General features: G+C 68.8%; 27 protein-coding genes. 13 read left to right on the top strand and 14 right to left on the bottom strand.

Annotated elements, in window-relative coordinates; genetic code table 11:
* Positions 1 to 173: 173 nt before the first annotated feature.
* Both ACZ3II_RS04575 and ACZ3II_RS04570 read left to right on the top strand, forming a co-directional pair.
* A complete protein-coding gene (locus tag ACZ3II_RS04575) occupies positions 174 to 545 on the top strand; it encodes a hypothetical protein (RefSeq protein ID WP_043532996.1) in 372 nt (123 codons plus the stop codon).
* A gap of 15 nt (positions 546 to 560) precedes the next feature.
* Positions 561 to 1,280 carry a YqjF family protein gene (locus tag ACZ3II_RS04570; protein WP_465516204.1) on the top strand — a complete coding sequence of 240 codons (720 nt, stop codon included), beginning with the start codon at positions 561 to 563 and terminating at the stop codon, positions 1,278 to 1,280.
* Between the two features lie 56 nt (positions 1,281 to 1,336).
* Here ACZ3II_RS04570 and ACZ3II_RS04565 read toward each other — a convergent pair whose 3' ends face one another.
* Positions 1,337 to 1,885, bottom strand: a complete 549-nt coding sequence (locus ACZ3II_RS04565; RefSeq protein WP_465516610.1) for a biotin transporter BioY — start codon at positions 1,883 to 1,885, stop codon at positions 1,337 to 1,339.
* Between the two features lie 480 nt (positions 1,886 to 2,365).
* On the bottom strand, positions 2,366 to 2,974 hold the full coding sequence (locus tag ACZ3II_RS04560) for a DNA mismatch repair protein MutL (RefSeq protein WP_465516203.1): 609 nt from the start codon (positions 2,972 to 2,974) through the stop codon (positions 2,366 to 2,368).
* Between the two features lie 36 nt (positions 2,975 to 3,010).
* Here ACZ3II_RS04560 and ACZ3II_RS04555 point away from each other — a divergent pair, with 36 nt between their 5' ends.
* From ACZ3II_RS04555 to ACZ3II_RS04530, 6 genes are all read left to right on the top strand, one after another.
* On the top strand, positions 3,011 to 3,697 hold the full coding sequence (locus tag ACZ3II_RS04555) for a response regulator transcription factor (protein WP_465516202.1): 687 nt from the start codon (positions 3,011 to 3,013) through the stop codon (positions 3,695 to 3,697).
* The gene (locus ACZ3II_RS04550) at positions 3,694 to 5,001 is read left to right on the top strand and encodes a HAMP domain-containing protein (protein ID WP_465516201.1); all 1,308 of its coding nucleotides are present in this window, start codon (positions 3,694 to 3,696) and stop codon (positions 4,999 to 5,001) included. Before ACZ3II_RS04555 ends, ACZ3II_RS04550 begins: the two co-directional genes overlap by 4 nt.
* 92 nt (positions 5,002 to 5,093) lie before the next feature.
* Positions 5,094 to 5,918 carry a lytic polysaccharide monooxygenase gene (locus tag ACZ3II_RS04545; protein WP_465516200.1) on the top strand — a complete coding sequence of 275 codons (825 nt, stop codon included), beginning with the start codon at positions 5,094 to 5,096 and terminating at the stop codon, positions 5,916 to 5,918.
* Positions 5,915 to 6,532: a DUF305 domain-containing protein gene (locus tag ACZ3II_RS04540; RefSeq protein ID WP_465516199.1), complete on the top strand. Its 618-nt coding sequence runs from the start codon at positions 5,915 to 5,917 to the stop codon at positions 6,530 to 6,532. The genes ACZ3II_RS04545 and ACZ3II_RS04540 overlap by 4 nt, the downstream gene beginning before the upstream one ends.
* Positions 6,533 to 6,592: 60 nt before the next feature.
* On the top strand, positions 6,593 to 7,675 hold the full coding sequence (locus ACZ3II_RS04535) for an outer membrane protein assembly factor BamB family protein (RefSeq protein WP_465516198.1): 1,083 nt from the start codon (positions 6,593 to 6,595) through the stop codon (positions 7,673 to 7,675).
* A gap of 161 nt (positions 7,676 to 7,836) precedes the next feature.
* Positions 7,837 to 9,063, top strand: a complete 1,227-nt coding sequence (locus ACZ3II_RS04530) for an MFS transporter (RefSeq protein WP_465516197.1) — start codon at positions 7,837 to 7,839, stop codon at positions 9,061 to 9,063.
* Positions 9,064 to 9,123: 60 nt separating this feature from the next.
* Here the strand turns inward: ACZ3II_RS04530 and ACZ3II_RS04525 are convergent, their stop codons facing one another.
* On the bottom strand, positions 9,124 to 12,213 hold the full coding sequence (locus ACZ3II_RS04525) for a DUF3427 domain-containing protein (RefSeq protein ID WP_465516196.1): 3,090 nt from the start codon (positions 12,211 to 12,213) through the stop codon (positions 9,124 to 9,126).
* 115 nt (positions 12,214 to 12,328) lie between these two features.
* Between ACZ3II_RS04525 and ACZ3II_RS04520 the strand changes: the two genes are divergently transcribed.
* Positions 12,329 to 13,165, top strand: a complete 837-nt coding sequence (locus tag ACZ3II_RS04520) for a phosphoribosylaminoimidazolesuccinocarboxamide synthase (protein WP_465516195.1) — start codon at positions 12,329 to 12,331, stop codon at positions 13,163 to 13,165.
* Here the strand turns inward: ACZ3II_RS04520 and ACZ3II_RS04515 are convergent.
* From ACZ3II_RS04515 to ACZ3II_RS04495, 5 genes are all read right to left on the bottom strand, one after another.
* A complete protein-coding gene (locus ACZ3II_RS04515) occupies positions 13,143 to 13,445 on the bottom strand; it encodes a hypothetical protein (protein ID WP_465516194.1) in 303 nt (100 codons plus the stop codon). The two genes, ACZ3II_RS04520 and ACZ3II_RS04515, sit on opposite strands and share 23 nt — an antisense overlap.
* Before the next feature lie 77 nt (positions 13,446 to 13,522).
* Positions 13,523 to 14,137: a malonic semialdehyde reductase gene (locus tag ACZ3II_RS04510; RefSeq protein WP_465516193.1), complete on the bottom strand. Its 615-nt coding sequence runs from the start codon at positions 14,135 to 14,137 to the stop codon at positions 13,523 to 13,525.
* A gap of 74 nt (positions 14,138 to 14,211) precedes the next feature.
* Complete coding sequence (locus tag ACZ3II_RS04505; protein ID WP_465516192.1) at positions 14,212 to 14,547, bottom strand: winged helix-turn-helix transcriptional regulator; 336 nt, start codon at positions 14,545 to 14,547, stop codon at positions 14,212 to 14,214.
* A 10-nt stretch (positions 14,548 to 14,557) separates the two neighbouring features.
* Complete coding sequence (locus tag ACZ3II_RS04500) at positions 14,558 to 14,710, bottom strand: hypothetical protein (RefSeq protein WP_465516191.1); 153 nt, start codon at positions 14,708 to 14,710, stop codon at positions 14,558 to 14,560.
* Entirely contained in the window at positions 14,707 to 14,988 is a 282-nt protein-coding gene (locus ACZ3II_RS04495) for a hypothetical protein (protein WP_465516190.1), read from the bottom strand. Before ACZ3II_RS04495 ends, ACZ3II_RS04500 begins: the two co-directional genes overlap by 4 nt.
* A 273-nt stretch (positions 14,989 to 15,261) precedes the next feature.
* Here ACZ3II_RS04495 and ACZ3II_RS04490 point away from each other — a divergent pair, with 273 nt between their 5' ends.
* Entirely contained in the window at positions 15,262 to 16,152 is an 891-nt protein-coding gene (locus ACZ3II_RS04490; RefSeq protein ID WP_465516189.1) for a helix-turn-helix domain-containing protein, read from the top strand.
* A 35-nt stretch (positions 16,153 to 16,187) separates the two neighbouring features.
* Here ACZ3II_RS04490 and ACZ3II_RS04485 read toward each other — a convergent pair whose 3' ends face one another.
* Positions 16,188 to 16,424: a DUF397 domain-containing protein gene (locus tag ACZ3II_RS04485; RefSeq protein ID WP_465516188.1), complete on the bottom strand. Its 237-nt coding sequence runs from the start codon at positions 16,422 to 16,424 to the stop codon at positions 16,188 to 16,190.
* Between the two features lie 263 nt (positions 16,425 to 16,687).
* Between ACZ3II_RS04485 and ACZ3II_RS04480 the strand changes: the two genes are divergently transcribed.
* Positions 16,688 to 16,936, top strand: a complete 249-nt coding sequence (locus ACZ3II_RS04480) for a hypothetical protein (RefSeq protein ID WP_465516187.1) — start codon at positions 16,688 to 16,690, stop codon at positions 16,934 to 16,936.
* A complete protein-coding gene (locus ACZ3II_RS04475; RefSeq protein ID WP_465516186.1) occupies positions 16,929 to 17,288 on the top strand; it encodes a hypothetical protein in 360 nt (119 codons plus the stop codon). Before ACZ3II_RS04480 ends, ACZ3II_RS04475 begins: the two co-directional genes overlap by 8 nt.
* A gap of 185 nt (positions 17,289 to 17,473) precedes the next feature.
* On the opposite strand, the gene ACZ3II_RS04470 is transcribed toward ACZ3II_RS04475, so the two are convergent.
* The 4 genes from ACZ3II_RS04470 to ACZ3II_RS04455 all read right to left on the bottom strand — a co-directional run bounded on the left by ACZ3II_RS04470 (position 17,474) and on the right by ACZ3II_RS04455 (position 22,088).
* Positions 17,474 to 18,295 (bottom strand): SAM-dependent methyltransferase, encoded by an 822-nt coding sequence (locus ACZ3II_RS04470; RefSeq protein ID WP_465516185.1) that lies wholly within the window; start codon positions 18,293 to 18,295, stop codon positions 17,474 to 17,476.
* Between the two features lie 85 nt (positions 18,296 to 18,380).
* The gene (locus ACZ3II_RS04465) at positions 18,381 to 19,952 is read right to left on the bottom strand and encodes a GGDEF domain-containing protein (RefSeq protein WP_465516184.1); all 1,572 of its coding nucleotides are present in this window, start codon (positions 19,950 to 19,952) and stop codon (positions 18,381 to 18,383) included.
* Positions 19,953 to 20,088: 136 nt separating this feature from the next.
* Positions 20,089 to 21,648: an MDR family MFS transporter gene (locus ACZ3II_RS04460; RefSeq protein ID WP_465516183.1), complete on the bottom strand. Its 1,560-nt coding sequence runs from the start codon at positions 21,646 to 21,648 to the stop codon at positions 20,089 to 20,091.
* Positions 21,645 to 22,088, bottom strand: a complete 444-nt coding sequence (locus ACZ3II_RS04455) for a MarR family winged helix-turn-helix transcriptional regulator (RefSeq protein WP_465516182.1) — start codon at positions 22,086 to 22,088, stop codon at positions 21,645 to 21,647. Before ACZ3II_RS04455 ends, ACZ3II_RS04460 begins: the two co-directional genes overlap by 4 nt.
* A 103-nt stretch (positions 22,089 to 22,191) precedes the next feature.
* Between ACZ3II_RS04455 and ACZ3II_RS04450 the strand changes: the two genes are divergently transcribed.
* Positions 22,192 to 22,791 (top strand): TetR/AcrR family transcriptional regulator, encoded by a 600-nt coding sequence (locus tag ACZ3II_RS04450; protein WP_465516181.1) that lies wholly within the window; start codon positions 22,192 to 22,194, stop codon positions 22,789 to 22,791.
* A 643-nt stretch (positions 22,792 to 23,434) separates the two neighbouring features.
* On the opposite strand, the gene ACZ3II_RS04445 is transcribed toward ACZ3II_RS04450, so the two are convergent.
* Positions 23,435 to 23,998, bottom strand: a complete 564-nt coding sequence (locus ACZ3II_RS04445) for a TetR/AcrR family transcriptional regulator (protein ID WP_465516180.1) — start codon at positions 23,996 to 23,998, stop codon at positions 23,435 to 23,437.
* Positions 23,999 to 24,058: the final 60 nt, after the last annotated feature.

Here is a 24,058-nt window from a genome sequence, read left to right as displayed (position 1 = left end):
GTGAAAATGCGGTGATAAGCAGTTTCCGAGTTGCAGAAATCTTCAATCGGACGACTACACGGACAATCAACCCATGGTGGGTGGTCACCGGGGCGGACAAGATGTGCGACCGGTTCCGGCAGGTGTCGTGGACGCTCGGATCAGACCGAAGCGACGTGGGAGGACACCCCGAGATGCCGGACATGGATGTGGCTCTGAAAGACGCGATGCAGATCGACGGCGCCATCGGCGTCGCGCTCGTCGACCGTTCCAGCGGCATGGCGCTGGGAATCGCCGGCGGTACCCGGGACTTCGACCTGCAGGTGGCAGCGGCCGCCAACACCGAGGTGATCCGGGCGAAACTGCGCACGATGGAGATGCTGAGCCTGCACGAGCACATCGAGGACGTGCTGGTCACCCTGGAGACCCAGTACCACCTGCTGCGCCCGCTGACCGGGCGGTCCGGGCAGGGCCTGTTCCTCTACCTGGCGCTGAACAAGGACCGCGCCAATCTCGCCCTGGCCCGCCACCAGCTCAAACGGATCGAGAGCAGCCTCGACATCTAGATCTAGACTGGGGGCGTGCTGGCGCCCCCGATGGCGGAGATCCGCACCGCCATGATGATCCAACACTGGCGGCGGATGACGTTCCTGCATTGGCGTTATCCCGCCGAGGCGGTCGCTCCGCTGCTTCCCCCAGGTCTCACCCCCGACGCCGAGGACGGCCAGGTCTGGGTGGGCATGCTCCCCTTCCTGATGGAGGGGATCCGCCCACCCTGGCTGCCGTCGCTGCCGTGGCTGTCGGCGTTCCCGGAGACCAATCTGCGCACCTATGTCCGCGGCCCGGACGGCGGCGCCGGCATCTTCTTCTTCTCGCTGGACGCCGCCCGGCTGCCGGCCGTGGTGGCCGCCCGCACCACCCTGAACCTGCCGTACCGGTGGGCGCGGATGTCGCTGCGCACCGACGGCGACGTGACGGAGTACCGCGGCAGCCGCCGCTACGAGCCACGGGGCGCCGGTTACCGGCTGCGGGTCCGGGCCGGCGAGCCGTTCCCGGCGGCCGAACTCGGGCGCATCGACCACTACCTGACCACCCAATACCGGCTCTACACCGTGGTCGGCGGCCGGCTGGCGACCGTCGACGTGTGGCATCCGCCGTGGGTGCTGCACCGTGCGCACGTGCTGGACCTGCGGCAGGACCTGACGACGGCGGCCGGTCTCCCCGAGCCGCCCGGGGCACCGCTGGTGCACGCGTCACCCGGCGTACGCACCCGGATCGGCCTGCCCCGGATCATCGGCTGACCGACTTCGCACATCTGTTCGGGTTATCCACAGGCTGTGTGCACAGCCTGTGGGTTTCAGCCCTTACGGCGGTTGATGAGCACCCAGGCGCCGGGCAGCAGAGCCGCCGCCAGCGCGGTCTTCAGCACGTCACCGATCAGGTACGGCACCAGGCCGGTGCTGATCGCGGTGGTCAGGTCCATGCCGGTGGAGAACGCCAGCCACGGCACCCCGGCCAGGTAGATCACCACGGTGCCGGCGGCCATCAGCCCGATCGTGTGCGCCGGGCTGCGGTCCGCGCCGAGGGCCGCGAGCTGGCCGATCAGGGCGGCAGCGATGACGAAACCGATCAGGTACCCGGCGGTCGCGTTGGGCCAGCCGGACGCGCCGGCGGCGAACCACGGGACACCGAGCACGCCGGCCAGCATGTAGATCAGCATGCCGGCGGCGCCACGGGCCGCGCCCAGGGTGGCGCCGGCGAGCAGGACCGCGAACGTCTGGCCGGTGATCGGGACCGGGGACCCGGGAACCGGGACGGCGATCTGTGCGGCGAGACCGACGGCGCCGGCGGCGCCCAGGGTCAGGATCACGTCACGGACCGCGGACCGGCCCCAGACGTCGGCCATCACACCGGTGGCCCGCCCAGGGGCCAGGCTGAATGCGCTGTAGGTCACCGGAGGGCCTCCTGTCCGTACACGTAGGAGGAACCATAGGTCCCTCCGATCTTGAGCGGCAGCCTCGGCAGCCAGCCGTGATCCGGTAGTGATCGTTTCGAGATGGCGCATCGCTGCGCCGTCCCGAAACGACCCCTGATGACCGATCCCTCGTGGGGCCGGCCGGCAGGCAGGCACTGCGGGCTGTCGTGGACGTCATCCGGCGCCGTGAACGCCTCGCCGGCGCCGCCGCGGTGGCGGCGGTCGGTGCGGTGTCCCTCTTCCGCCCGGGGGTGACGAGCGGAGTCCGGCGGTGACCCGGATGACTTGAGGGAGACGTTAGGCACCGCAGCCCCCCACCGAATCGGGGAAAACCCTTGCGCTGCCATACCCCGGCTGGGGCTCATGGCTGTCTCGCGGCCCGCGAGACAGCCATGAGAGCCAGCCGGATCCTCAGCCGCCGATCTCGTTGACCTCGACCAGGGGCGTGTTGTTCCACCACTGTGCGTGGATGATGAAGTTGCGGCCGGTCGAGGTGAAGTAGACCGCGAGGTTCGTGTCGGAGCCGGTCTTCTCCACCCGGTAACCGTCCGCCGGAGTGGCCGTGACCAGCGAGACCAGACCCGCGCTGGTCATCCGGATCACCGCGCTGCCACCGTCGGTGGTGAACGACTTCACATAGGTCTTCACGCCGTCACTGGTGGTTACCGTCCAGCCGTCCTCGGTGGTGGTCGCCGGTTTGGTCGTCGTGGTCCGAACCGGCGCCGGCGCCGTGGTCGTGGTCGTGACGGCCGGTTTCGAGGCCGGGGCCGATCGGGTCCGCGACGGCGTGGCCGACACCGTGGGACGGGCCGGCCGGGTCGGTGCGGTGGTCTCGGCGGCCGGCGCCTCGCTCGTCTCGGCCACCGCGGCGGGCGCCGGCAGCGAATCGATGTCGGGCAGTTCGCCCGACTCGGCGCGGGCCGCGCTGAGCACCGGGGACAGCGCCACCGAGGAGAGAACGATGCTCGTCGCGGTGGCCAGACACCAGCCGGCTACCGGCACCCACCTGGAAGATCGCACGAAGCCATCCTCTCACCAGGTCCTATGGTTGTCGCCATGGCGATGATCCTGTTGGTCGAGGACGACCGCATCATCACGGCCGCGTTGACGCGGGCGCTGACCGATGCCGGGCATGTGGTGCGGCCCGTCGGGCAGGCCGCCCAGGCTTTGAAGATCGTCACCCAGGAACGGCCCGACCTCGTGATCCTCGACCTAGGGCTGCCCGACATCGACGGCACCGACGCGTTGCGGATGATGCGGACCGTCTCCGACGTGCCGGTGATCGTCGCCACCGCCCGGCGCTCCGAGGCGGACATCATCGCGCTGCTGAGCGCCGGCGCCGACGACTACGTGACCAAGCCGTTCTCCGGCGGCCACATCCTGGCGCGGATCTCCGCGGTGCTGCGCCGGGCCCGGACCACCCAGGAACAGCAACCGAACACCATCACCGTCGGTGACCTGGTGATCAAGCCGAGGCAGCGCCGGGTCGAGCTGCGGGGCGAGCCGCTGCAACTGACCCGGCGCGAGTTCGACGTCCTGGCGTACCTTGCCGAGCGGGTCGGCCAGGTGATCAGCCGGCGCGAGCTGATGAACCAGGTGTGGCAGCAGGCCCGGATCGGCGAGGAGCAGACCATCGACGTCCACATCTCCTGGCTGCGCCGCAAACTGGGCGAGACCGCCGCGAAACCGCATTACCTGCACACGGTCCGGGGAGTGGGCGTCATGATGGTCGATCCGCGATGAGATGGGCACTCAACCGGCTGGCGCTGGCCATCACCTCGATGGTGGCGCTGGCGTTCCTGGTGCCGCTGGCGGTGGCGACCCGGCAGATCGCGTACGACCGGGCCATCGCCGAGGCCCGGCAGCAGGCCACCTCGATGGTCACCGTGCTCGGCGTCAACAGCGACCCGGTCACCCTCACCAACGCGGTGGCCAGCACCGCCGCCGGCAGCGCCGGCCGGCTCGCCATCCACCTGCCGGCCGAGGACGCGATCGGCACCACCCACCTGGCCGACGCCACGGTGCGGCGGGCCGCCCAGGACCGGCAGGCCGCCACCGCCGAGGCCGAGGACGGGGTCGCCTACCTGCAGCCGACGGTGCTCACCGACGGCCGTACCGTCGTGGTCGAGGTCTTCGTGCCGCGTGAGGACACCCGCCGTGGTGTCGGCACCGCCTGGCTCGCCCTCGGCGGTCTCGCGATCCTGCTGGTCGGCGGCTCGACCCTGTTCGCCGACCGGCTCGGCAGCCAGTTGGTCCGGACCACCCGCCAGCTCGCCGCGGCCAGCCGGCGGCTCGGCGGCGGCGACCTCAACGAGCGCCTCACCCCGGTCGGCCCGCGCGAACTCCGGGACGCGGCCAGCGCCTTCAACACCATGGCCGACGACCTGCGCCGGCTGCTGGACCGGGAGCGCGAGCTGGCCGCCGACCTGTCGCACCGATTGCGGACCCCACTGACCGGCCTGCGCCTGGACGTGGAGGCGATGCCGCCCGGCCCGATCGCCGAGCGCATGCGGCAGGCCTGTGACCTGCTCGACGAGGAACTCGAAGCGATCATCACCGGGGCCCGGCTGGGCAGCATCGAGAAACGCGGCTCGCAGCAGTGCGACATGGTCGAGGTGCTGGCCGACCGGCTGGCCTTCTGGTCGGTGCTCGCCGAGGACCAGGAGCGGCCGTGGGAGGTGGTCGGCGGCAACGAGCCGGTGTTCATCCCGATGCCGGCCAGCGAGGTGATCCTGGTGGTGGACGCCCTGCTCGGCAACGTCTTCTCGCACACCCCGGACGGGACCGCCTTCCGGGTCAGCGTCTCGGCCAGCGGCCTGCTCGTCGACGACGCCGGCCCCGGCATCCCGGACCCGGAGACCGCGGTCAAGCGGGGTGTCAGCGGCGCCGGCTCGACCGGGCTGGGTCTGGACATCGTGCGCCGCGCCGCCGATACTGTCCGCGGTCAGCTCGTCATCGACCGTAGCCCGCTGGGTGGCGCACGGATCGGCTTCCTCCTCCATGCACCTGTGCCGGAGCCGGCTGAGCAGCGCAAACGTCGTTTTTAGCGCGGTTTCCGGTTCCTTTAAGGCTCTGTTATGGCAGCCCTCCCTAATGTTCCGGCCTGTAACAGCCAGGTCGACAACACTGGAGAGCTGACATGCGCAGGAAGATCGCCTACCCGCTGGCTACCCTCGGGATGGTCGCATCGTCTTTGGTCGTCGCGTCGCCCGCCCTGGCACACGGCTACGTCTCCTCGCCCCCGAGCCGGCAGGCGCTGTGCGCCGCCGGCACCGTCGCGAACTGTGGCGCCATCCAGTTCGAGCCGCAGAGCGTGGAGGCCCCGAAGGGGTCCAAGCAGTGCAACGGTGGCAACGCCGCCTTCCCGGAACTGAACGACAACTCCAAGAACTGGCCGGCCACCACGGTCGGCAAGTCGGTGACGTTCAACTGGGTGCTGACGGCCCGGCACCGGACCGCCACCTGGGTGTACTACGTGGACGGCGCCGCGGTTGCCACGTTCAACGACAACAACGCCATCCCCGCGGCCTCCGTCTCGCACACCGTCGACCTGAGCAAGTACTCGGGCAAGAAGACGGTCCTGGCGGTCTGGAACATCGGGGACACCGTCAACGCCTTCTACAACTGCGTGGACGTGAACATCGGTGGTTCCGGCGGGGCCACGCCGACGACCGCGCCGACCACGGCCGCCCCGACGACGGCGCCGACGACCGCACCGACCACGGCGCCCACCACCGCACCGACGAAGGCTCCGACCACGGCGCCGACCGCGACCGCGACGGCCACCAAGCCGCCGGCCACCACGGCCCCCGCGACCGGGAGCGAGTGGGCGCCCGGAGTGGCGTACAAGGTCGGTGACGTGGTGACCTACCAGGGCGTTTCCTACCAGACCCGCCAGGCGCACACCTCGATCCGCAGCTGGGAGCCCGGCATCTGGACGCTCGCCCTCTGGCTGCCGCTGTGAAGCGCCGTCACGTAGCCGCTCTCGTCGTCGCGGCCGCCCCGTTCCTGCTCGGCGCGTGCGGCACCGACGTCGCCAAGGAGGCCGCGCCGGCCGCCACCGCCGCGCAGACCGCGAACGTCAAGAACGTCTCCGAGATCACCGCCGGCTCGACGTTCAACGACACCGACGTGATGTTCCTGCAGATGCTGATCGACAACCTCGAACAGGGTCAGCAGATGGCGCAGACCGCGGCCAAGCGGGCCACCCGGCCCCAGGTCGCCGAGCTGGCCAAGGCCGTGCAGGTCACCCAGGCCGACGAGATCAAGCTGATGAAGAGCTGGCTCGCCGAATGGGGCAAGCCGGCCACCCTCGACGAGCGGGTCAGCCTGCACGCCGACCACGGCGGCATGCCGAGCACCGGCGACGAGGAGATCGCGTCGCTGAGCACGGTGAAGAAGGCGCAGTTCGAGATGGCCTTCCTCAACCTTTTCGTGGCGCACCAGCACAACGCGGTCGAATTCGCCCAGCTCGAACTGGACAAGGGCGGCAACGAGCTGGCCATGTCCTTCGCGGAACGGGTCAAGCAGTCCCGTACCGATCAGGTCCAGCAGATGCTCAAGCTGCTCGCCGGCTGATCATGACGGAAATCAGGGCGGCCCCTCATGGGTCGCCCTTTTTCGCCTAAATTCTGGAATATGTACTTTTTAGGCAGTGCCGTGCTGTCCCTCGTCCTCGCTGTCCCGCCGCTCTGGGATCACCCCGGCTACGACGCCGAGGACAGCCACTACAACCCGCGGGAAACCGTGATCGACAGCGGCAGCGTCCGGCAGCTCACCCGGACGTGGCAGGCCGTCCTCCGCACCAACGAGAGCTGCACGGGCTTCTCCGCGCCGGTCCTCGCGGGCGGCCGGGTCCATGTCAGCGATCAGCTCGGCGTCGCAGCCTTCGCGGCGGACACCGGCAAAACCCTTTGGCGGTACGGGTGGGACGACCCGGCCGACACCGAGACGCCCCGCCTGGCCGTGGCCGACGGCCTGGTCATCGTGGCCGGCGGCGACTGCAACTCACAGAGCGACCCGGACGGCACGCTGCTCGCCCTCGACGCGCGGACCGGCCTGCCCCGGTGGAAACAGCGACTGGACCGGCCGGTGAACGCGGTCGTCGTCGACAAGGGCGTGATCGTGGTGTCCGGCGGGTCACCGTCGGACGAGGACGGCATCGCGGCGTACGCGGTCCGCGACGGGCGGGCGCTGTGGAGCCGGGCGAACGCGCTGACCTCGGAAGTCTCCGCGAACGGGGTGATCCTGGCGCGGGTGGGTGGGAACAGCTTCGCGCTGTCGGTCACCGACGGCAAGCAGCGATGGCAGCGGGCCGGGGTGTGGACGGCTCAGGCGGCGGACGCTGATCGGTTCTTCGTGACGGGAGGAACGAACGTTCTTTCCGCAGTGCGGATCGCGGATGGAGCGATGGCATGGACCGCGAGCGGAGCCGGAAACGAGCTGATCGCCGTCGACGGCCGGCGGGTCTACCGGGTGAACGGCAAGAACGTCGAAGCGCTGAACGTACGGGACGGCAAGCGGGCCTGGACCGTTCGCCAGAAGATCGACGGGCGGCAGCCGGTGCTGGCCGGAGGGCTGCTCTACGCGGGCGGGCCGGTGCTGAACACGGCCGACGGCAAGGTCGCCGGGCCGGCGTTCCCGGGTGACCTGCTCATCGCGGGCGGCCGGATCCACCAGGTCGACGACGGGCGGTTGAGTACGTACACAGCGGCTTCTTGATTGCGGATCGGTTGCTGCGGCCCGTACCCAAGGCTCCGGGGTTGCGGTTGGGTTGTGCCTGACCGAACCCGCTTTGTCGCTGGAGCACCCGGTCCGAAGGGGAAGGCGGCGCCGAGATACGGCGCCGTTTTCCCTGTGGGGGTGCCGCCACCTTGGCTCCGATGTTCGCGCCGCTCCGAGAGCGTAACTACCGCCTGTGGGCGGCCGCCGACCTCGTTTCAGTCGGTGGTACGTGGATGCAGGTGCTGGCGCTGAACTGGCTGATCCTGTCCGCGACCGGTTCGGCCACCGCGATGGGCGCGGTCGTCATGCTGCAGTCCCTGCCGGTGCTGCTGCTCGGCAGCTGGGGCGGCGCCCTGGCCGACCGGCTTCCGGCCCGGCCGCTGCTCATCGCGTTCCAGGCGGTGCGGGCGCTGCTGGCCCTCGCCCTGATCCTGCCGACCTCGGGTAACTGGCTCATCTACGGTGTCGCGCTGGCGTCCGGTGTGATCGGCTCCTTCGAAGGCCCGGTGCTCGGCCGTTTCGGTTCCGCCCTGGTGCCCAAGGACGCCCTGGCCTCCGCCCTCGCGCTCGGCTCGGTCCTCAGCTCGGCCGGCCGGATCGGCGGCATGGCCCTCGGCGGCGTGCTGATCGGCATCACCGGCCCGTCCGCCCTCTTCCTGATCAACGCGGTGTCGTACCTCGCCGTGATCGTCGCCCTGCTCGCCATGCGCCTCGGCGACATGCGCTCCCTCGCCTCCGCCCCCGCCGGTCAGGGCGGTGTGCTGGCCGGCTTCCGCTACCTGCTCGGCCAGCCGGTCATCCTGATCGTCCTGGCGCTGTCGTTCGTGCTCGGTTCCCTCGGCCGCAACTACCAGGTCTCGATGGCCGCCATGGTCTCCGGCCCGCTGGGCGGCTCGTCCGGTTCGTACGGTCTGTTGTCGACGGTCTTCGCCGTCGGCGCCGTTGCGGGGGGTCTGCTGCTCGCCGGTACCGGCAAGTCCACGCTCCGGGTTCTGGTGGGCACCGGCTTCGTGATCAGCGCCCTGCAGTTCTGTTCGGCGCTGGCCCCGAACATCCTCGGCTTCGCCGCCCTGATCCTCCCGATCGCCGCCGGCGCCGTCGTCTTCGACACCGTCGTCTCCACCCGCATCCAGCTGGACACGCGCGAGGAGATGCGCGGCCGCGTCCTCGCCACCGTCGGCATCGTCTCCTCCCTGTCCGGGATCGTCGGGGCTCCGGCCATCGGCTGGCTGTGTGACTCCCTCGGGGCTCGCGGTGCACTGCTGACCGCCGGCGCAGTGACCACCATCGCCGCGGTTATCGGCGGCCTGGCTCTGGTTCGGTTGAAGGGGCGGTCGCTCAACCTGGCCTTCGTCCTCGGCCGCCCCGCCGAACAGCCCGCCTGATCAGAGAGAAGATGCCGACCAGCCCAACAGCTGGTCGGCATCTTCCGTTCTGCGGTCTGACTACGAAATGGCAGCGGCGAACCGGGTGTAGAGATCCCCGGAGAGTGGTGTTTTCAGGCGCCAGGTCACCGCCATCGGCTGCTCACCCTCATGGCTGACGTACTCGGCCGGACCGAGAAACCAGAACGCGCGATCTGTGACCCGGGCTCGGGCGAAGAGAAGAATCGACCGTCCCATCGCCACATGGTTCTGGTACCGCTTGCCCGTTGGGCTGTTCTCCGTGGTGCCCGACTGGCTTTCCCAATGGAACAGGTCACGGCTGATGGCGTAGTCGCGATAGCGGGTGGTCGGTGAGAAGTCGCCGCTGGTCTTGTCCAAGGTGACAACCAGGATGTCAGCACCGATCTCTTTGGCGTCGTACACCCCTTCACGCCATGGTGGCGTCCTTGCATAGCGGCCTTCGCCGAGCGCCGCCATGATCTCGATCCGGGTGTATCGCGCATGCGTTTGCAGCGGTACACCCGGCAACGCCACGTTCTGCAGATGATCAGGGGCATCTCGCAAAACGTGGAGTAGCTCCTCAAGTTCGGCTCGGACCTGTGGATGCGACCAGACCAGTTCGACAGCGTCCTTGTGGCTGTCCTCCTTCTGCAGCAGTTGAGAGCCCAACGATGCGGTAAGCATGCGCAGCAGGCGCCGGTTGGTACCGGTCATCGTCTCCGGATCCGGTTTTTCCCCGGAGAGGAAGGCTCGGTACGTGTCCAGTCGCTGCCGATCGTCGATGTGCTGGAGCCGGCCGAGGGCGCGCCGCAAATCTTTCTCGAAACGTCCGTTGGTGGCCACCGCCAGCCCGGCTGCCTCCCGAAGATCCGACCAGCTGCGGTTGTTGGCGTAGATGTCGGCAAGCTCCAGGCCCGTCTCCGCAAGGTAGTCGGACAGTGACACGCTGGTTCGGCTCTGATGGAGTGCCGCCAACTCTCTAATCCGGGCTGGCCACTGCGAAGGCACCGCTTCCCGGATATTGCGAAGCACGATGTCGCGCGCGACCTTGGTCAATTCCATGTGGCAGCCGGCCGGGAGGAAGGGAAAACCGGCTTCGACAGCCTTCTCCACCTCGCTGCGGGTGCCGCCGAGTAACGCCCGATAGCGTTGGTCGAGGCGGAATTCTCGGCGGTGCGTCCCGACGAAGTCGAGCACCGTGCAGACCGTCTTGCCGTGGTGAAGCCGAAGACCGCGCCCGAGTTGCTGCAGAAAGAGCGTGGGACTGTCGGTGGGGCGGAGGAGAAGAAGGGTGTCGACAGACGGCACGTCTACTCCTTCATTGAAGAGATCAACCGAGAAGATGACGTTGACCTCGCCGCGCGCCAACTGCAGTAGCGCTTTCTGTCGTCCCTCCTCTGGCGTGTCTCCCCAAATGGCGACCGCCGCGACACCCAAATTCTGGAACTGCTCGGCCATGTACTGGGCGTGGGCGATGCTGACGCAGAAGCCGAGACAGCGAATCGTCGCGATGTCGTCCACACGCGCGTAGAGCGCGTTGTAGACAGATCGCAGCCAAAGATCGTTACCGACGTACGCCTCGGTCAGGCTCGCGAGGTCGTAGCCTTGGCCCCGCCGCCAGGGGATCTCGGTCAGATCGATACCGTCGTGAATGCCGTAGTACACGAACGGCGCGAGTCGATGCTGCTCGATGGCGTCCCAGAGCCGTAGTTCCGCCGCGATACGCCCGTCGAACCAATGCAGGATCGAGAGTCCGTCAGCACGTTCCGGTGTTGCGGTCAGTCCCAGAAGCTCTCGAGGCTTCAACCGGTTGAGGATCCGCTCGTACGAGTTGGCGCGGGCGTGGTGGAACTCGTCGATGATGACGACATCGAAGTGGTCTTCCCGCAGGTTCTCCGGACCGTAACTGTTGAGGGTCTGCACCGAGGCGAAGACGTGCTCATATTCCTCGGGCTTTTTCCCGCCGAACCAGACTTCACCGAAGTCCGGATCACGGAGCGCCTGCCGAAACGTCTCCAGACTCTGGTCGAGGATCTCCCGCCGATGAGCGATGAAGAGCAGTCGCGCTCGGGGAAGTCGCTGCCTCAGGCGGGTGTAGTCGACGGCGGCCATCACGGTCTTGCCGGTGCCGGTGGCGGAGACCAGCAGGTTGTGGTGCCGGCCGTTCTGCCGGGCGACTTCGATCAACTCCAGGAGCTGTTCCTGGAACGGCTTGAGGTAAATCTCGAGCGGACTGAGCCGCGACTTCGGCTTGCTGCGGGTGTCCTGTCGTTCGAGCTGCTCACGGAACTCGCTTTCGACGTACGGAACGAAATCGCGGTTCTGCCAGTACGTCTCGAAGACCGCGGAAACCTTCTCCACCACGTCTGGGTTGCGTGCGGCAGCAACCCGGACATTCCACTCCATGCCGTCGATGAGCGCCGAATGTGTCAGGTTGGAGGATCCGACATAAGCGGTGCTCAACGTCGATTGCCGATGGAACAGCCACGCCTTGGCATGCAGCCGGGCGGTTGTCACGTCGTAGGAGACACGGACCTCAGCGCCCAACTCGGTGAGCAGATCCAGAGCTTCCGCTTCGGTCGAGCCGGTATAGGTCGTGGTGAGCACCCGGAACGGCTTGCCGGCGTTGCAGTGTCGGCGGAGCGCTGGGATGAAGCGTCGGAGCCCGCTGCGCCTGATGAACGCCATCACCAGGTCGATGGAGTCGGCGGACTCGATCTCGGTCAAGATCTGGCTGCCGACGGTCGGCTCTCCAGGTGCATTGGTGAGCAGGGTGGTATCGATAAGCGGGATCAGCGGTTGTTCCGGGAATCGGACCGTGCCGCCGAGGTCCACCGAACCGATGGCGGCGAGCGCACTTCCCGGAAGCGTCGGTTTCTCGGTGAGCGCGTTCGACTGCGGCAATTGCTCGTGCAGTTCGCCGAGTAACGCCTGAGCTAGCTGAACGCCAACGGCGACGCGGAGCCGATCAGGCACAGAGTCCAGGGCTCGCTCGATCTGGCGAGCCAGGAGACGGGCGATACGGTCGGAAGCGTCGGCCTGTCTCAGCTCCTGCACTTTGACGAGTTGGGGATCGATTTCCGCGATACGGGCCGCCAACGACTCGGTGAGGATGTTGTCGTACAGCCCAGCGATCAACTCATCTGACACGAGCTCAGTCTGCCCGCTGAGGTAGTGCCCAGCCGGTCCTGGAGGCGATCTGCTGGTCACTTCCGCGTTCGGTAGCGTGAAAGCGCACCTCACCCGCCAGCTTCGAGGGGAACACGTGGAGCTTCTGCACTCCGGCAAGGTTCGGGACGTCTACAGCGACGGGGATGACCTTGTGCTGGTCACCTCGGACCGGATCTCGATCTATGACGTCATCCTGCCGACGCCGATTCCGGACAAGGGGAAGATCCTCACCCAGCTGTCGCTCTGGTGGTTCGAGCAGCTCAGCGACGTCGTCCCGAACCACGTGATCTCGGCGACCGATGTGCCGGCCGCGTTCGCCGGGCGGGCGATCCGCTGTGAACGGCTCGAGATGGTCATGGTCGAGTGCATCGCCCGGGGCTACCTGGCGGGGTCGGGTCTCAAGGACTACGAGCGGGACCAGGCGGTCTCCGGCAACCCGCTGCCGCCGGGGCTGATCGAGGCGTCGAAGCTGCCCGAGCCGATCTTCACGCCCAGCACCAAGGAGCCGGTCGGTGGTGGGCACGACCAGCCGCTCGACTTCGAGCAGACGGTGCAGCGGGTCGGGAAGGACCTGGCCGAGGAACTGCGCCGGGTGACGCTGGAGGTCTACCGGCGGGGGTCGGAGATCGCGGCGGCCAAGGGCATCATCATCGCCGACACCAAGATCGAGTTGGGGTACGCGAACGGCGTGCTGAAGCTCGGTGACGAGGTGCTGACGCCGGACTCGTCACGGTTCTGGGGGGCCGACGAGTGGAAGCCCGGCAGCGTGCCGCGCTACCTGGACAAGCAGTTCCTGCGGGACTGGTCCGGGCAGCTCACCGACTGGAACCGAACGGCGCCCGGCCCGGAGATCCCGGACGAGGTGGTCGAGGCCACCCGGAACCGCTACGTCGAGGTCTACGAGCGTCTCACCGGCGATCGCTGGCGCTGAGCAGGGCAGCCGACCACCGCTGGCGCTTGCGGATCAGGTGGGTGCCGTAACAGACGGCCAGCACCGCCTCGATCACGCCGGTCCAGCCGCCGAAGATGATGCAGATCGGGGCGATGGCCCACAGCGTCACCGCCAGGACCGTCCATCGGGCCGGAGGCTGGTGGAGCCGATCGGTGCGCTCGCCGAAAGCGCCGAAGGCGGGATCGTCGATCTGGGCCTGGGCGATCAGACTGGCGAAGGTCTGCTGATCCTCCGGCTTGAGCACAGCGGTCACTCCCATCCGAGCGGCAGCGGGTGCGCAGCGCCTACCCAAGGCCCGGCGGCGTCAAACATGGCCGCCGGGCCGTTCTCAAAGGATCATGCCCACTGCACGGTGGTCTCCGGCGACAGGCGGGGCAGCCGGTCGCGCCACGGGTTCTCGCCGGGGTGGCCGAGGTTGACCACGACCAGCGACTTGTACCGGCCTTCCGGGAAGAACTCGGCGTCGACGCCGGTCTTGTCGAACCCGGTCATCGGCCCGGCGTACAGCCCGGTGGCGCGGGCCGCGAGGATGAAGTAGCCGGCCTGCAGGGCGGCGCTGAACGTGCCGTTGGTCAGGCGCAGCGGCTCGTTGGCCTCGTACACGTCCTTGAGCCCGGGGTTGTGCGGGAAGACCTCGGGCACGTACTCGTGGAACGCCGTGTCCAGGGCCAGGACCGCAACGACCGGCGCGCTCTCCGACTTGGCCCGGTTGCCTTCGGCCAGGTGCGGGATCAGGCGCTTCTTGCCTTCGGCGGTACGGACGTAGAGCACCCGCAGCGGCTGCGTGTTCGCCGCGGTCGGCGGCCACTTGGCCAGGTCCCAGATCTCGGCGAGCTCCTCGTCGGTGACCGGGGTCGGTGCGAACGAGGAGACCGTGCGGGCCTCGGTGAACAGCAGCTCGCGGCCGGACTTGTCGAGCTGGGCGCGACCTGCTTCAGAAAGAGTATCCACTTCTAAAAAGCTAGCGACTTACGATCAGAAAGCCACGCGAAGATCCGGTGAGGTCGATCACCGGAGATGGAGGATCAGGGCAGGTGCTGCTGAGCCCACACGGCGATCTCGTCGAGCGCCGGCATCAGCGCCCGCCCGGCCGGCGTAAGCCCGTACGACACCGAGACCGGCGGCCCCTCATCCACCGTGCGCACGATGAGACCGGCCGTGACCAGCGAGGACAGCCGATTCGACAGGACCGAGTCGCTGATGCCGTCGATGCTGCGGGAGAGCTCCCGGAAGCCGATCGGCCCGTTCTGCAGCTTGCCGAGGACCGCGGCGTTCCACCGGCGGCCGAGGAACTCGAAGGCGCGGGACAGCGCGGCATCGCGACGAGCGCATGTCCCGTGGTGCTCGTCGACCGCTGTCATGCCGGTAAAGCTACACGGGTTGACCGGGTGCGACGGGGATCGTGAGGTCCTGCTCGCAGGCGGGGCACCGCTCGGTGGACCGTCGCAGGTGCCACCCGAGGGCGACGCCGGCGACCAGGGTGAGCACGCCCACGAGGGCGGAGACGGTGACGGCGCCGGTCATGTCAGCAGGCCTCGGCGGATCAGCCGCCGGCTCCGCTGGTCGAGGGACGGGTCGCGGTCGGCCCGCGACGTCACATAGGGCGCGGTGAAGGTGTCGATGCCGGCCCGGTAGGTGACGGTGACCGCCCGTGGGGAGGCCGCCTCGATGACGCCGGGCCGCCAGCCGTCCCGATACACCCACACGGGATCCGATGGCCGGTAGCTCTCCGCCGGGGCGACCTCTGCCGGGTCGCGGTGCGGCGGAGTCACGGTGGGCGTGGACGCCATCAGGTTCGGCATGGGTATGCCTCCAGAAGTCTTGAGGACTTTGGCGGAATCACGAGCGGGCGGAGAAGACAGCGCAAGTGTCAACAGTCGAGCAATGTCAACGGTTGGTACGTGTCTGTCCGCTATCATGCTCGTCATCAAGTGCGTTAGCAAGCGTGGATGCACGTGCATCCGCAAGCGGCGACGATACGGCAGCGTGCCTCTACAGCTTTCGCGGCAGACGATCTCCGCTCTAGGATGCGTAAGGCTGCGGCGGGCAGTCACAGTGCAGCGACAAGGAGTCAGGTGAGCGCGGGTTCGCAGGAGGAGGCGCCGGGCGGCGGCCCGACCGTGCTGCGCATCCTGCTCGGCTCCCAGCTGCGCAAGCTGCGGGAGTCGAGAGGGATCACCCGGGAGGCCGCGGGTTACGAGATCCGTGCCTCCGGTTCCAAGATCAGTCGTATGGAGCTGGGCCGCGTCAGCTTCAAGGAACGCGACGTCGCCGACCTCTTGACCATGTACGGCGTCGCCGACTCCGCCGAGCGCGACGCTCTCATCGGCCTCGCCCGGCAGGCCAACAACCCGGGCTGGTGGCAGCACTTCGGTGACGTCCTGCCGAACTGGTTCCAGGCATACCTGGGGCTGGAGGCGGCCGCCTCGCTGATCCGGACCTATGAGATCCAGTTCGTGCCCGGTCTCCTGCAGACCCCGGAGTACGCCCGGGCCGTGATCATGCTGGGTCATGCCGGCGCCAGCGCCGAGGAGATCAACCGCCGGGTCGACCTGCGCCTGCAGCGGCAGCAGATTCTCACCCGTCCGGGTGGCCCTCAGTTGTGGGCGGTCATCGACGAGGCGGTGCTGCGCCGCCCGATCGGTGGGGTCGACGTGATGCGGGCGCAGATCGAGGCGCTGATCGAGGTGTCGAGGATGCCGAGCGTCCGCCTGCAGATCATCCCGTTCCAGGCGGGTGGGCACGCGGCGGCCGGCGGCCCGTTCGCGATCCTGCGGTTCCCCGAGCCGGAGCTGCCCGATGTGGTCTATGTGGAGCAGCTGACCAGCGCGATCTACCTGGACAAGCGCGAGGACGTGGACCATTACGCGATGGCGATGGAGCGGGTCTGCATCGATGCGGAGCCGCCCAACCACACGCCGGACATCCTCGAGAAGCTGTTGAACGAGGTCGGCAGACCGGCCTGAAGGCCCGCCCAGAGAGAACCGGACGGGCCTGAGGCTCAGGCGATGAGGTTGTCGAAGTCCCCGTCGCGGACGCCACCGAGGAACGCCTCGATCTCCGCCCGGGTGTAGATCAGCGCCGCACCCTCGGGGTCCCGGGAGTTGCGGACGGCGACGTCGCCGCCGGGCAGGACGGCGCACTCGACGCAGTTGCCGCTCGGGTTGCTGCGACGGCTCTTCTGCCAGGTGACTCCCTGCAGTTCGCCGGCAGGCATGCCGTTGACCGCGTAGGTCATTCCAAGCTCCCTAATTCTGCCCGGATCGCCCATCGATCCGGGTTCGGTGGGTTCCGCGTGCCCAAATCTGGCGGCGATGCAAATGCACGTGCATCTGGCCTTGCGTAGTCACGGGATTCTGAGCATGATAACGCACGTACAACTCTCCATGGGGTGTTACTCAGGGTGACATCGCAGGGTGATGGGTCGGTCGCGGAGCGACAGTCTGCGGCCTCGGCGCGAGGCTCCCTGGCGGGGGCGTCCTTAGCGAGAGGACGGCGAACATGTCGATGCCCAACATCGGCCCGGAACACCCCGAATCGAGTGGCCCCGGTGCGGTCGACAGCCCGCGCCGGGGAAACCCGCTGCTCTACCGGGACGAGCCGTTCGCGGACGATGTGTTCGCGGCCTCCACCCGGGCGACCACGGTGACCCACCGGTTCGGCGGGGTCAGGTATGCATTGAGCCGGCCCGCCGGGGCGACCTCCCGGAAGCCGCATGCCGAGGAGGATGAGTCCGACGCGCGTGACTGAGCTCGTTCGTTGCCACCGCCGGCAGCGGGCTGCCCGGCCCCCGCAGGTGCGAGCGCCGCACGTCCGGGGCAACCGCCTGCGGCAGAGCGGCCCGTCCTGGCCGGTGCTCGAGTTCGCCGAGTCGGACTACTGCTACGGCATCGGCCCGATCCGGCTGCGCCTGCAGCGGGTCAACTGGGCCCAGCCCATCCCGCACGAGGGCGACATGTGGCTCGGCGTGCGCGGCATCGTGATCGATCGTTCCGGCCGCGAGGGCGCGGTCCGGGAGATGCTGGTCCGGGCGAGCCGCGTCCCGGTCCCGTCCGCTCCGAAGCGGCCACGATTTCGGGCGTTGCGCAGCACGCCCGTGTGACACCGGGTGGGCGGCGCGGTTCCCCGTGCTGGGCCGCCCACCCGGCTGATGCGATGGAATGGCCCGGCGATCATCCGCCGGGCCATCCGTCGTTCTACAACTCGCTTGAGTACGCCCAAAGCAGCCCACTCGTCACAGCGCACGCACGAATCGTGGCCTGTGCCCCGTACGCCGCAAGGTTTTGATCAGGGTTTTCGGGCGACCCCGGCCCAGTAGTAGGCCGCCTCCGGGTCGACCACCGGCGCGTCCGGGCGCCAGGCCGACACCGGGGTCAGGCCCGGCTCGAGCATCTCCCAGTCGCCGAAGAACCGCTGGACCGCCTCTTTCGCCCGGACCACCAGCGTCATGCCGGCCCCGGTGGCCGCCGCGACCGCCATGGCCACCGCGTCCGGGGCGAAATCGGCCGTCGGATGGGTGATCGCCAGGCAGCTGCCGGAGGGCAGCGCGTCACGCAGCTCCTCGACCCTGCCCCACGGGTCGTCGGCGTCGGCGAGCAGCATCAGGATCGCGATCAGGGTGAGCCCGACCGGCTTCTTCAGGTCGAGGGTGTCGAGCAGCGCCGGGTCGGTGAGGATCGACGCGGGCTGGCGGATGTCGGCGCCGATGTACTCGCTGCGGCCGGACGAGTGGCTGATCATCAGGGCGCGGGCGTGGACGAGCACGATCGGGTCGTTGTCCACATAGACCACGCGGGTGGTCGGCTCGTGCTGCTGGGCGATCTCGTGCAGGTTGGGCCGGGTCGGGATGCCGGTGCCGATGTCCAGGAACTGGTGGATGCCCTCTTTGATGACGAGGTCACGGGCCACCCGGTGGACGAACTTGCGGTTCTCCCCGGCCATCAACCGCATGTGCGGGATGGCCTGGATCATCGCCTCCCCGACGGCGCGGTCGACCGCGAAGTTGTCCTTGCCGCCGAGCCAGTAGTCGTAGATGCGGGCGGAGTGCGGCACGTTGATGTTGACCCCGGGCGGAGCAACCTCGGTGGGTGCGGGACTGCCCTCTGCCACGACCGCCTCCTTGCGATGCAAATCACTGCGACCCGACCAGCCTAGCCGCAACGATCGATCGCCTTAACCCCTGGAAACGGCGGGCTCAGGCGGCTGAGGCGTAACCCCGTGAGGTCGCGGAGACGACCCGGTCGCGTCCGGCGTGCTTGGCAGCGTACAGGTGAGTGTCCGCAGTGGACAGAAGGGTGGGCTGGGTCGGCGCGGTGACATCGGCGCTGGCGGCGACCCCGATGCTGACCGTCACGGGCAGGCCGTGGGTCAGCTCCCGCCAGCAGTGGTCGCGGACCGTCCGGCGGATCTGGTCGAGCAGCACGACGGCCCGGCCGGCCGCAGTGCCGGGCAGCACCACCAGGAACTCCTCACCACCCATCCGGGCGGCGAAACCGGCCGGGCAGGCCGCGGCGACACCGCCGGACAGGATGCCGGCCACCTCGATCAGGACCTCGTCGCCGACGTTGTGCGACAGTCGGTCGTTGATCTGCTTGAAGTGATCGAGGTCGACGAGCGCGATGGTGAGGAACGGGTCGGACTCGATCAGGGCGGGCAGCGTCTCGTCCACGTGCCGGCGGTTGTGCAGGCCGGTCAGCGGGTCACGGCGGGCCTGCTCACGGAACCGCTCCGCCTCCTGCCGGGCCTCGGCGGTCTCGAACATCGCCTGCCGGGTCCGGGTCCGCGCCTCCCGCTGCAGGGAGTGGCGACTCTGGTACGCCGCGAAGAAGGTCTTGTGCATGGCGAACGCCTCGGCGAACTCACCCCGGGCGGCATGCAGCTCCGCCTGCTCCTGATGCACGCGGACCATCATGTCGATCGCGTTCCGGTCGAAGCAGAGCGCGCGGGACTCGTCGAGGCTCGCCTGGGCCCGGTCATAGGCCTCCAGACCGCGCTGGGCCTGAGCGAGCGTCAGCAAATACTCCGGGAGACCGTCGCCGTCCTCGTGCTTGCCCTCGTTGTGGCGCTCGATGCACAGCCGCATGGTGGCCTCCGCCTCGGCGAAGCGCCCGTTGCCGATCTGAATCGTCCCGATCGTGTCGAGAAAGGCCGGCTCGAGCCGCAGATTCCGCTCGGCGGCGAGTCGCTGCAGACGGTCCGCCGCCTCCACGGCGCGCTGCTGGTCACCGGAGGAGAACTCCGCGTAGGCCCGGTTGTTGAGCAGGCACAACAGGGCCGGCGAGGCGGCGAGCACCGCCAGCTCCTCGGCCTGTGCGTAACGGATGCGGGCCGCGTCCATCGAGTCGGCCGCCCAGAGCGAGTCGGCCAGCTTGGTGCGGTGCCAGATGTGCATGTGCGTGGTCGCGTCGTCGTCGAGCAGCTCGACCGAGAGCAGCGCGTGCTCCAGGGCCTGCTCGGCGTCGCCGAGGTGCTGGTGGATGGCGGCCCAGATCATGTGGGTGCGGGCCATCAGGACCCGGGCGTCGTTGGCGACCGCCCACTCGTGCACCTGCCAGATCTGCTCGGAGGCGCCGGCCACGTCACCGGAACGCAGGCGCATGTTGGCCTGGCACAGCCGGGCCCGGTGGACCAGCAGCGGATCGCCGAGGGCGAGGGCCGCCTCCTCGATGCGCAGGGCTCGGTCGAGCTCGGCCCGCGCGTCCCAGGAGCGCTCGTCCTCGATGGCGAGGAGCGAAGCCGAGAGCACGTCAGCATCCACTGCCCCCATCAACCGCCTCCTCGCCGCCGCAACTTTCCCTCAAGGGCCATCGGCGGCGGTTGGCCGGTACTGAGAGGAAACGCCGCGCTCCCCGAGGCTAGCTCTGCGTAAGCAGCTGACCCCAGGGAGTGCGACGTGATGTTGCCTACTCGGTGTCGATCTTCACCAGGTCGACCGTCGAGCGCAGTTTGGTCGGTTTCATCGCGATCGCGGCGAGCACGCCGATCACCGCGACACCCGCGGAGATCAGGAAGATGTGGCCGGTGGCGTCGCCGTACGCCGTCCGCACCACGTGCTGGATCGGCTCCGGCAGACTGGCCAGGTTGAGGCTGCCGCCGCCGCTGGACGCGCTGCCGGCCGGCACACCCAGTGCGGTGAGCTGCTCGGTCATCGAGTCGGCCACCCGCCGGGCGAGCACCGCGCCGAGCACCGAGACACCGATCGTGCCGCCGAGCGAGCGGAAGAAGGCGACCGTCGAGCTGGCCGCGCCGATGTCCTTGAGCGAGACCGTGTTCTGCACGGCGAGGACCAGGTTCTGCATCGACATGCCGACACCGATGCCGGCCAGGGCCATGACGCAGCCGATGTACCACAGGGGGGTCTCGTGGTCGAGGACCGAGAGCCCGGCGAACCCGGCGACCAGGATGATCGTGCCGGCCACCACGTACGGCTTGATCCTGCCGCTCTTGGTGATCGCCTTGCCCGCGATGGTCGACGAGATCATGATGCCCAGCATCATCGGGATCATCAGCAGGCCGGCCTCGGTGGGGCTGTAACCCCGGCCGATCTGGAAGTACTGCCCGAGGAAGACCGAACCGCCGAACATCGCCATGCCGACCGAGAGGCTGCCGATGATCGCCAGGGCGGTGGTGCGCTGCCGCACGATGGGCAGCGGCACGACCGGCTCGGCGACCCGCGACTCGACCCAGACGGCCAGCGCCAGCAGCAGCACGCCGCCACCGACCATCGCGCCGGTCTGCCAGGACGCCCAGGCGAACGCGTCGTCCACGAACGACACCCAGATCAGGATGATGCTGACACCCGCGGCGATCAGTGAGGCGCCGAAGTAGTCGATCTTCACGTCGTCGCGGCGCTGAACCGGCAGGTGCAGGGTCTTCTGCAGCACGATCAGGGCGATCACGGCGACCGGCGCGCCGATGAAGAAGCACCAGCGCCAGCCGAGCGCCTCGGTGTCCACGATCAGGCCGCCGAGCAGCGGGCCGGCGACGGTGGCGAGGGCCATGACGCCGCCCAGGTAGCCGTTGTAGCGGCCCCGCTCCCGCGGCGGGATCATCGCGGCGATGGCGACCTGCACCAGCGCCTGCACACCACCCATGCCCAGGCCCTGGAAGGCCCGCGCGGCGATGAGCTGCTCGGTGTTCTGGGTGAAGCCGGCGATCACCGAACCCAGGATGAAGACCACGATCGAGATCTGGACCAGCAGCTTCTTGCTGTAGAGGTCGGACAGCTTGCCCCAGATCGGGGTGGACGCGGTCGCCGTCAGCAGGGTCGCGGTGACCACCCAGGTGTACTGCGTCTGGGTGCCGTCGAGATCGCCGATGATCTTCGGCAGGGCGGTGGAGACGATGGTGGAGCTGGCCATCGCGACGAAGAGCACGAGCAGGAGGCCGGAGAGCGCCTCCAGGATCTCGCGGTGGTTCATCGGGCGCTGCTGCTCCACCCGGTCGAGGGTCGGTGCGCTCATCGCGCGGCCTCCAAGGTTGTTTCCTGGGCGATCAGGTCGTGGGCGAAGCGGTTGAGGGACGCGGTGAGCGTGGCGATCTCCTCGGGTGTCCAGTCGTGCAGCGCCGCGGTGATCCGGTCCTCGTAGTGGGCGCGAACCTCGTCGAGCACGGTGTTGCCCTTGCCGGTGAGCCGCAGCGTGCTGGCGCGCCCGTCGGCCGGATCGGCGGTCCGGATCACCAGACCGTCGCGGACCAGGGCGGCGACCGTGCGGCTGACGGTCGAGGGATCGAGGGCGTGGTCGGTGGCCAGCTCCTTGATGTGGCAGTTGCCAGTCGGCTCACGGCGGCGGATCGCGGCCAGCAGGCCGAGGGGCGCGATCGTCGGCTGTCGCTGCTTGAGCAGGCGGACGGCCTTGAGGAGATCGTGGAACGCCTCCATCAGCCCGTGCCGTTGCGTCATGGCGCCTCCCCGTGATGCTTGCTGCATACAACTATCTGCCGAAGTTGCCGGGTGTGCAAGTTTGCGCATTGGGAACTGAGTCACACGCCGGTAGGCTCAGGTCATGAATGCGGCGGGTCTTCGCGAACGCAAGAAGGCGGCGACCCGGGAGGCCCTGCACGACGCGGCGCTCCGGCTCGCCTTCGAGCACGGCCCCGAGCGGGTCACCGTCGAAGCCATCGCCGACGAAGCGGGCGTCTCCCGGCGGACGTTCTCCAACTACTTCGCCAACAAGGAAGAAGCACTCTTCTACGGCGACCTGCGACGGATGCGCCTGCTCGCCGACCAGATCCGGGCCCGCCCCGCGAGCGAGTCACCGTGGGCGGCGCTGACCGGGGCCGCCGCGAGCTACTACGGCGAACTCGGTGACCTCGATCCTCAGTGGATCGAGCAGAGCCGGCTGGTGCGCCGCCATCCGTCACTCGCGGCGGCGCAGGCGCAGACCTTCGCCGCGATGGAGCGGGAGATCAGCGCCGAGGTCGCGGTCCGCCTCAAAGATCAAGACCCTTTGGGGGTACGCGCGAAACTGCTCGCCGCCACCTTCCTGGCCGTGCTGCGGGTCTCCATGAACGTGTGGCTGGAGCATCCCGCGGAGATCACGTTCTGGGAGCTGGCCCGCGACTCCATGGCCGAGACCGGCCGGGGACTGGAGCGCCTGACATAGGCCCGGCGCACAGGACGCCGGCCCGCGCGCCCGATCTTGAGGCGTCCAGTGCGGAGCGGATCGCGCAAGATGCCGGCCTACGTGCCTGATCTTGGGGTGCTCGGTGCGGAGCGGATCGCACAAGATCGAAAAGCTGCCCGTTCTTGGGCTTTCGGCTCCGGAAACCCGGCATTTCCGGGCCAAGATCGCGAGGCTTGTCGTTCTTGGTCCGAAGCTATCGGTGCGAAGCGCACAAGATCGCGAACGGCGGCCGTTTGCGGTGATCAACTGCTCGAGATCGAGCTGCGGCCGAGTCCTCAGGCCCTCCCGCTGCCGCGATCTTGGAGTTCCGGCTTTCGATGCGAGGCTTCTGCGGCAAGCTCCCGGCCGAGCCGCCCGTCCAATGCTGCGATCTTGCGGGACTTGCCCGTGAAGCCGGGGATGATCGTCCGGGGATCGCTGCCGGCAGGGCGGGGCGAGCCGCGCCGGTTCGCCTCCGATCTGCGGCAACGCTTCCGAGGGCCAGCGTCGAGCCGAACTCGCGCACCCAAGATCGCACCCCTTCCGGATCTTGTGCGAGTCCGTCCAGGGCCGACCGTGGATCTTGTGTGGCTGGTTCTCATGGCTGTCTCGGCGGGCGGGAGTTTCCGGCAGCCGGTTCGGGTCAGGGTTGGCGGGTGCCGAGACCGCCGATGACCAGGGTGAGCTGGCGGCGCCAGGCGTGCGGGTCGTCGGAGTGCTGGGCGACGCCGGCGTTCGCCATCATCAACAGGGCGAAGTCCTGGCCGGTGAAGTCGGCGCGGAGACGGCCGGCGCGCTGGGCCCGGGTCAGCACGTCGACGGCGCGGCGCTGGGCGGCGGCGCGGAGGGCGGCGAGCCGTTCGTCGCTGTCGAAGGCGCTGGTGGCGAGGAGTTCGGCGAGTCCGCGGTCGGTGGCCTGCAGTTCGCAGACCCGGGTGAGGTAGCCGACGAAGGCGGTCCACGGGTCGGGGTGTTCCAGGGCCTGTTCGGCGAGGTGGACGGCGGCGGTCATGTGGCTGGCGAAGACTTCGGCGATCAGGTGGCGGCGGCTCGGGAACCGGCGGTAGAGGGTGGCGTTGCCGACGCCGGCCCGGCGGGCGATCTCGTCCAACGAGGCATCGAGACCCTGTTCGGCGAAGACCTCGCGGGCCGCGGCGAGCAGGGCCGCTCGGTTCCGCCGGGCATCCGCGCGCAGCCGGGTGGCCATGCGCCACAGAATACGACGTGCCCAGGGCGCGGGATACGACGTGGCGAGTCGCCGGATGCG

Source organism: Actinoplanes sp. NPDC019969 (assembly GCF_055562375.1).
Note: the sequence above shows the minus strand (reverse complement) of the source record. Positions and strands in the feature narration are given on the sequence as shown.

Excerpts from the sequence above, each read along its gene's own strand:
- ACZ3II_RS04455 (WP_465516182.1), bottom strand. The coding sequence starts at position 22,088 with ATGACGCAACGGCACGGGCTGATGGAGGCGTTCCACGATCTCCTCAAG.
- ACZ3II_RS04535 (WP_465516198.1), top strand. The coding sequence starts at position 6,593 with ATGTACTTTTTAGGCAGTGCCGTGCTGTCCCTCGTCCTCGCTGTCCCG.
- ACZ3II_RS04565 (WP_465516610.1), bottom strand. The coding sequence starts at position 1,885 with ATGGCCGACGTCTGGGGCCGGTCCGCGGTCCGTGACGTGATCCTGACC.
- ACZ3II_RS04460 (WP_465516183.1), bottom strand. The coding sequence starts at position 21,648 with ATGAGCGCACCGACCCTCGACCGGGTGGAGCAGCAGCGCCCGATGAAC.
- ACZ3II_RS04575 (WP_043532996.1), top strand. The coding sequence starts at position 174 with ATGCCGGACATGGATGTGGCTCTGAAAGACGCGATGCAGATCGACGGC.
- ACZ3II_RS04530 (WP_465516197.1), top strand. The coding sequence starts at position 7,837 with ATGTTCGCGCCGCTCCGAGAGCGTAACTACCGCCTGTGGGCGGCCGCC.
- ACZ3II_RS04545 (WP_465516200.1), top strand. The coding sequence starts at position 5,094 with ATGCGCAGGAAGATCGCCTACCCGCTGGCTACCCTCGGGATGGTCGCA.
- ACZ3II_RS04555 (WP_465516202.1), top strand. The coding sequence starts at position 3,011 with ATGGCGATGATCCTGTTGGTCGAGGACGACCGCATCATCACGGCCGCG.
- ACZ3II_RS04445 (WP_465516180.1), bottom strand. The coding sequence starts at position 23,998 with ATGGCCACCCGGCTGCGCGCGGATGCCCGGCGGAACCGAGCGGCCCTG.
- ACZ3II_RS04500 (WP_465516191.1), bottom strand. The coding sequence starts at position 14,710 with ATGACCGGCGCCGTCACCGTCTCCGCCCTCGTGGGCGTGCTCACCCTG.
- ACZ3II_RS04450 (WP_465516181.1), top strand. The coding sequence starts at position 22,192 with ATGAATGCGGCGGGTCTTCGCGAACGCAAGAAGGCGGCGACCCGGGAG.
- ACZ3II_RS04515 (WP_465516194.1), bottom strand. The coding sequence starts at position 13,445 with ATGGGAGTGACCGCTGTGCTCAAGCCGGAGGATCAGCAGACCTTCGCC.
- ACZ3II_RS04505 (WP_465516192.1), bottom strand. The coding sequence starts at position 14,547 with ATGACAGCGGTCGACGAGCACCACGGGACATGCGCTCGTCGCGATGCC.
- ACZ3II_RS04480 (WP_465516187.1), top strand. The coding sequence starts at position 16,688 with ATGTCGATGCCCAACATCGGCCCGGAACACCCCGAATCGAGTGGCCCC.
- ACZ3II_RS04495 (WP_465516190.1), bottom strand. The coding sequence starts at position 14,988 with ATGCCGAACCTGATGGCGTCCACGCCCACCGTGACTCCGCCGCACCGC.
- ACZ3II_RS04550 (WP_465516201.1), top strand. The coding sequence starts at position 3,694 with ATGAGATGGGCACTCAACCGGCTGGCGCTGGCCATCACCTCGATGGTG.
- ACZ3II_RS04465 (WP_465516184.1), bottom strand. The coding sequence starts at position 19,952 with ATGGGGGCAGTGGATGCTGACGTGCTCTCGGCTTCGCTCCTCGCCATC.
- ACZ3II_RS04485 (WP_465516188.1), bottom strand. The coding sequence starts at position 16,424 with ATGACCTACGCGGTCAACGGCATGCCTGCCGGCGAACTGCAGGGAGTC.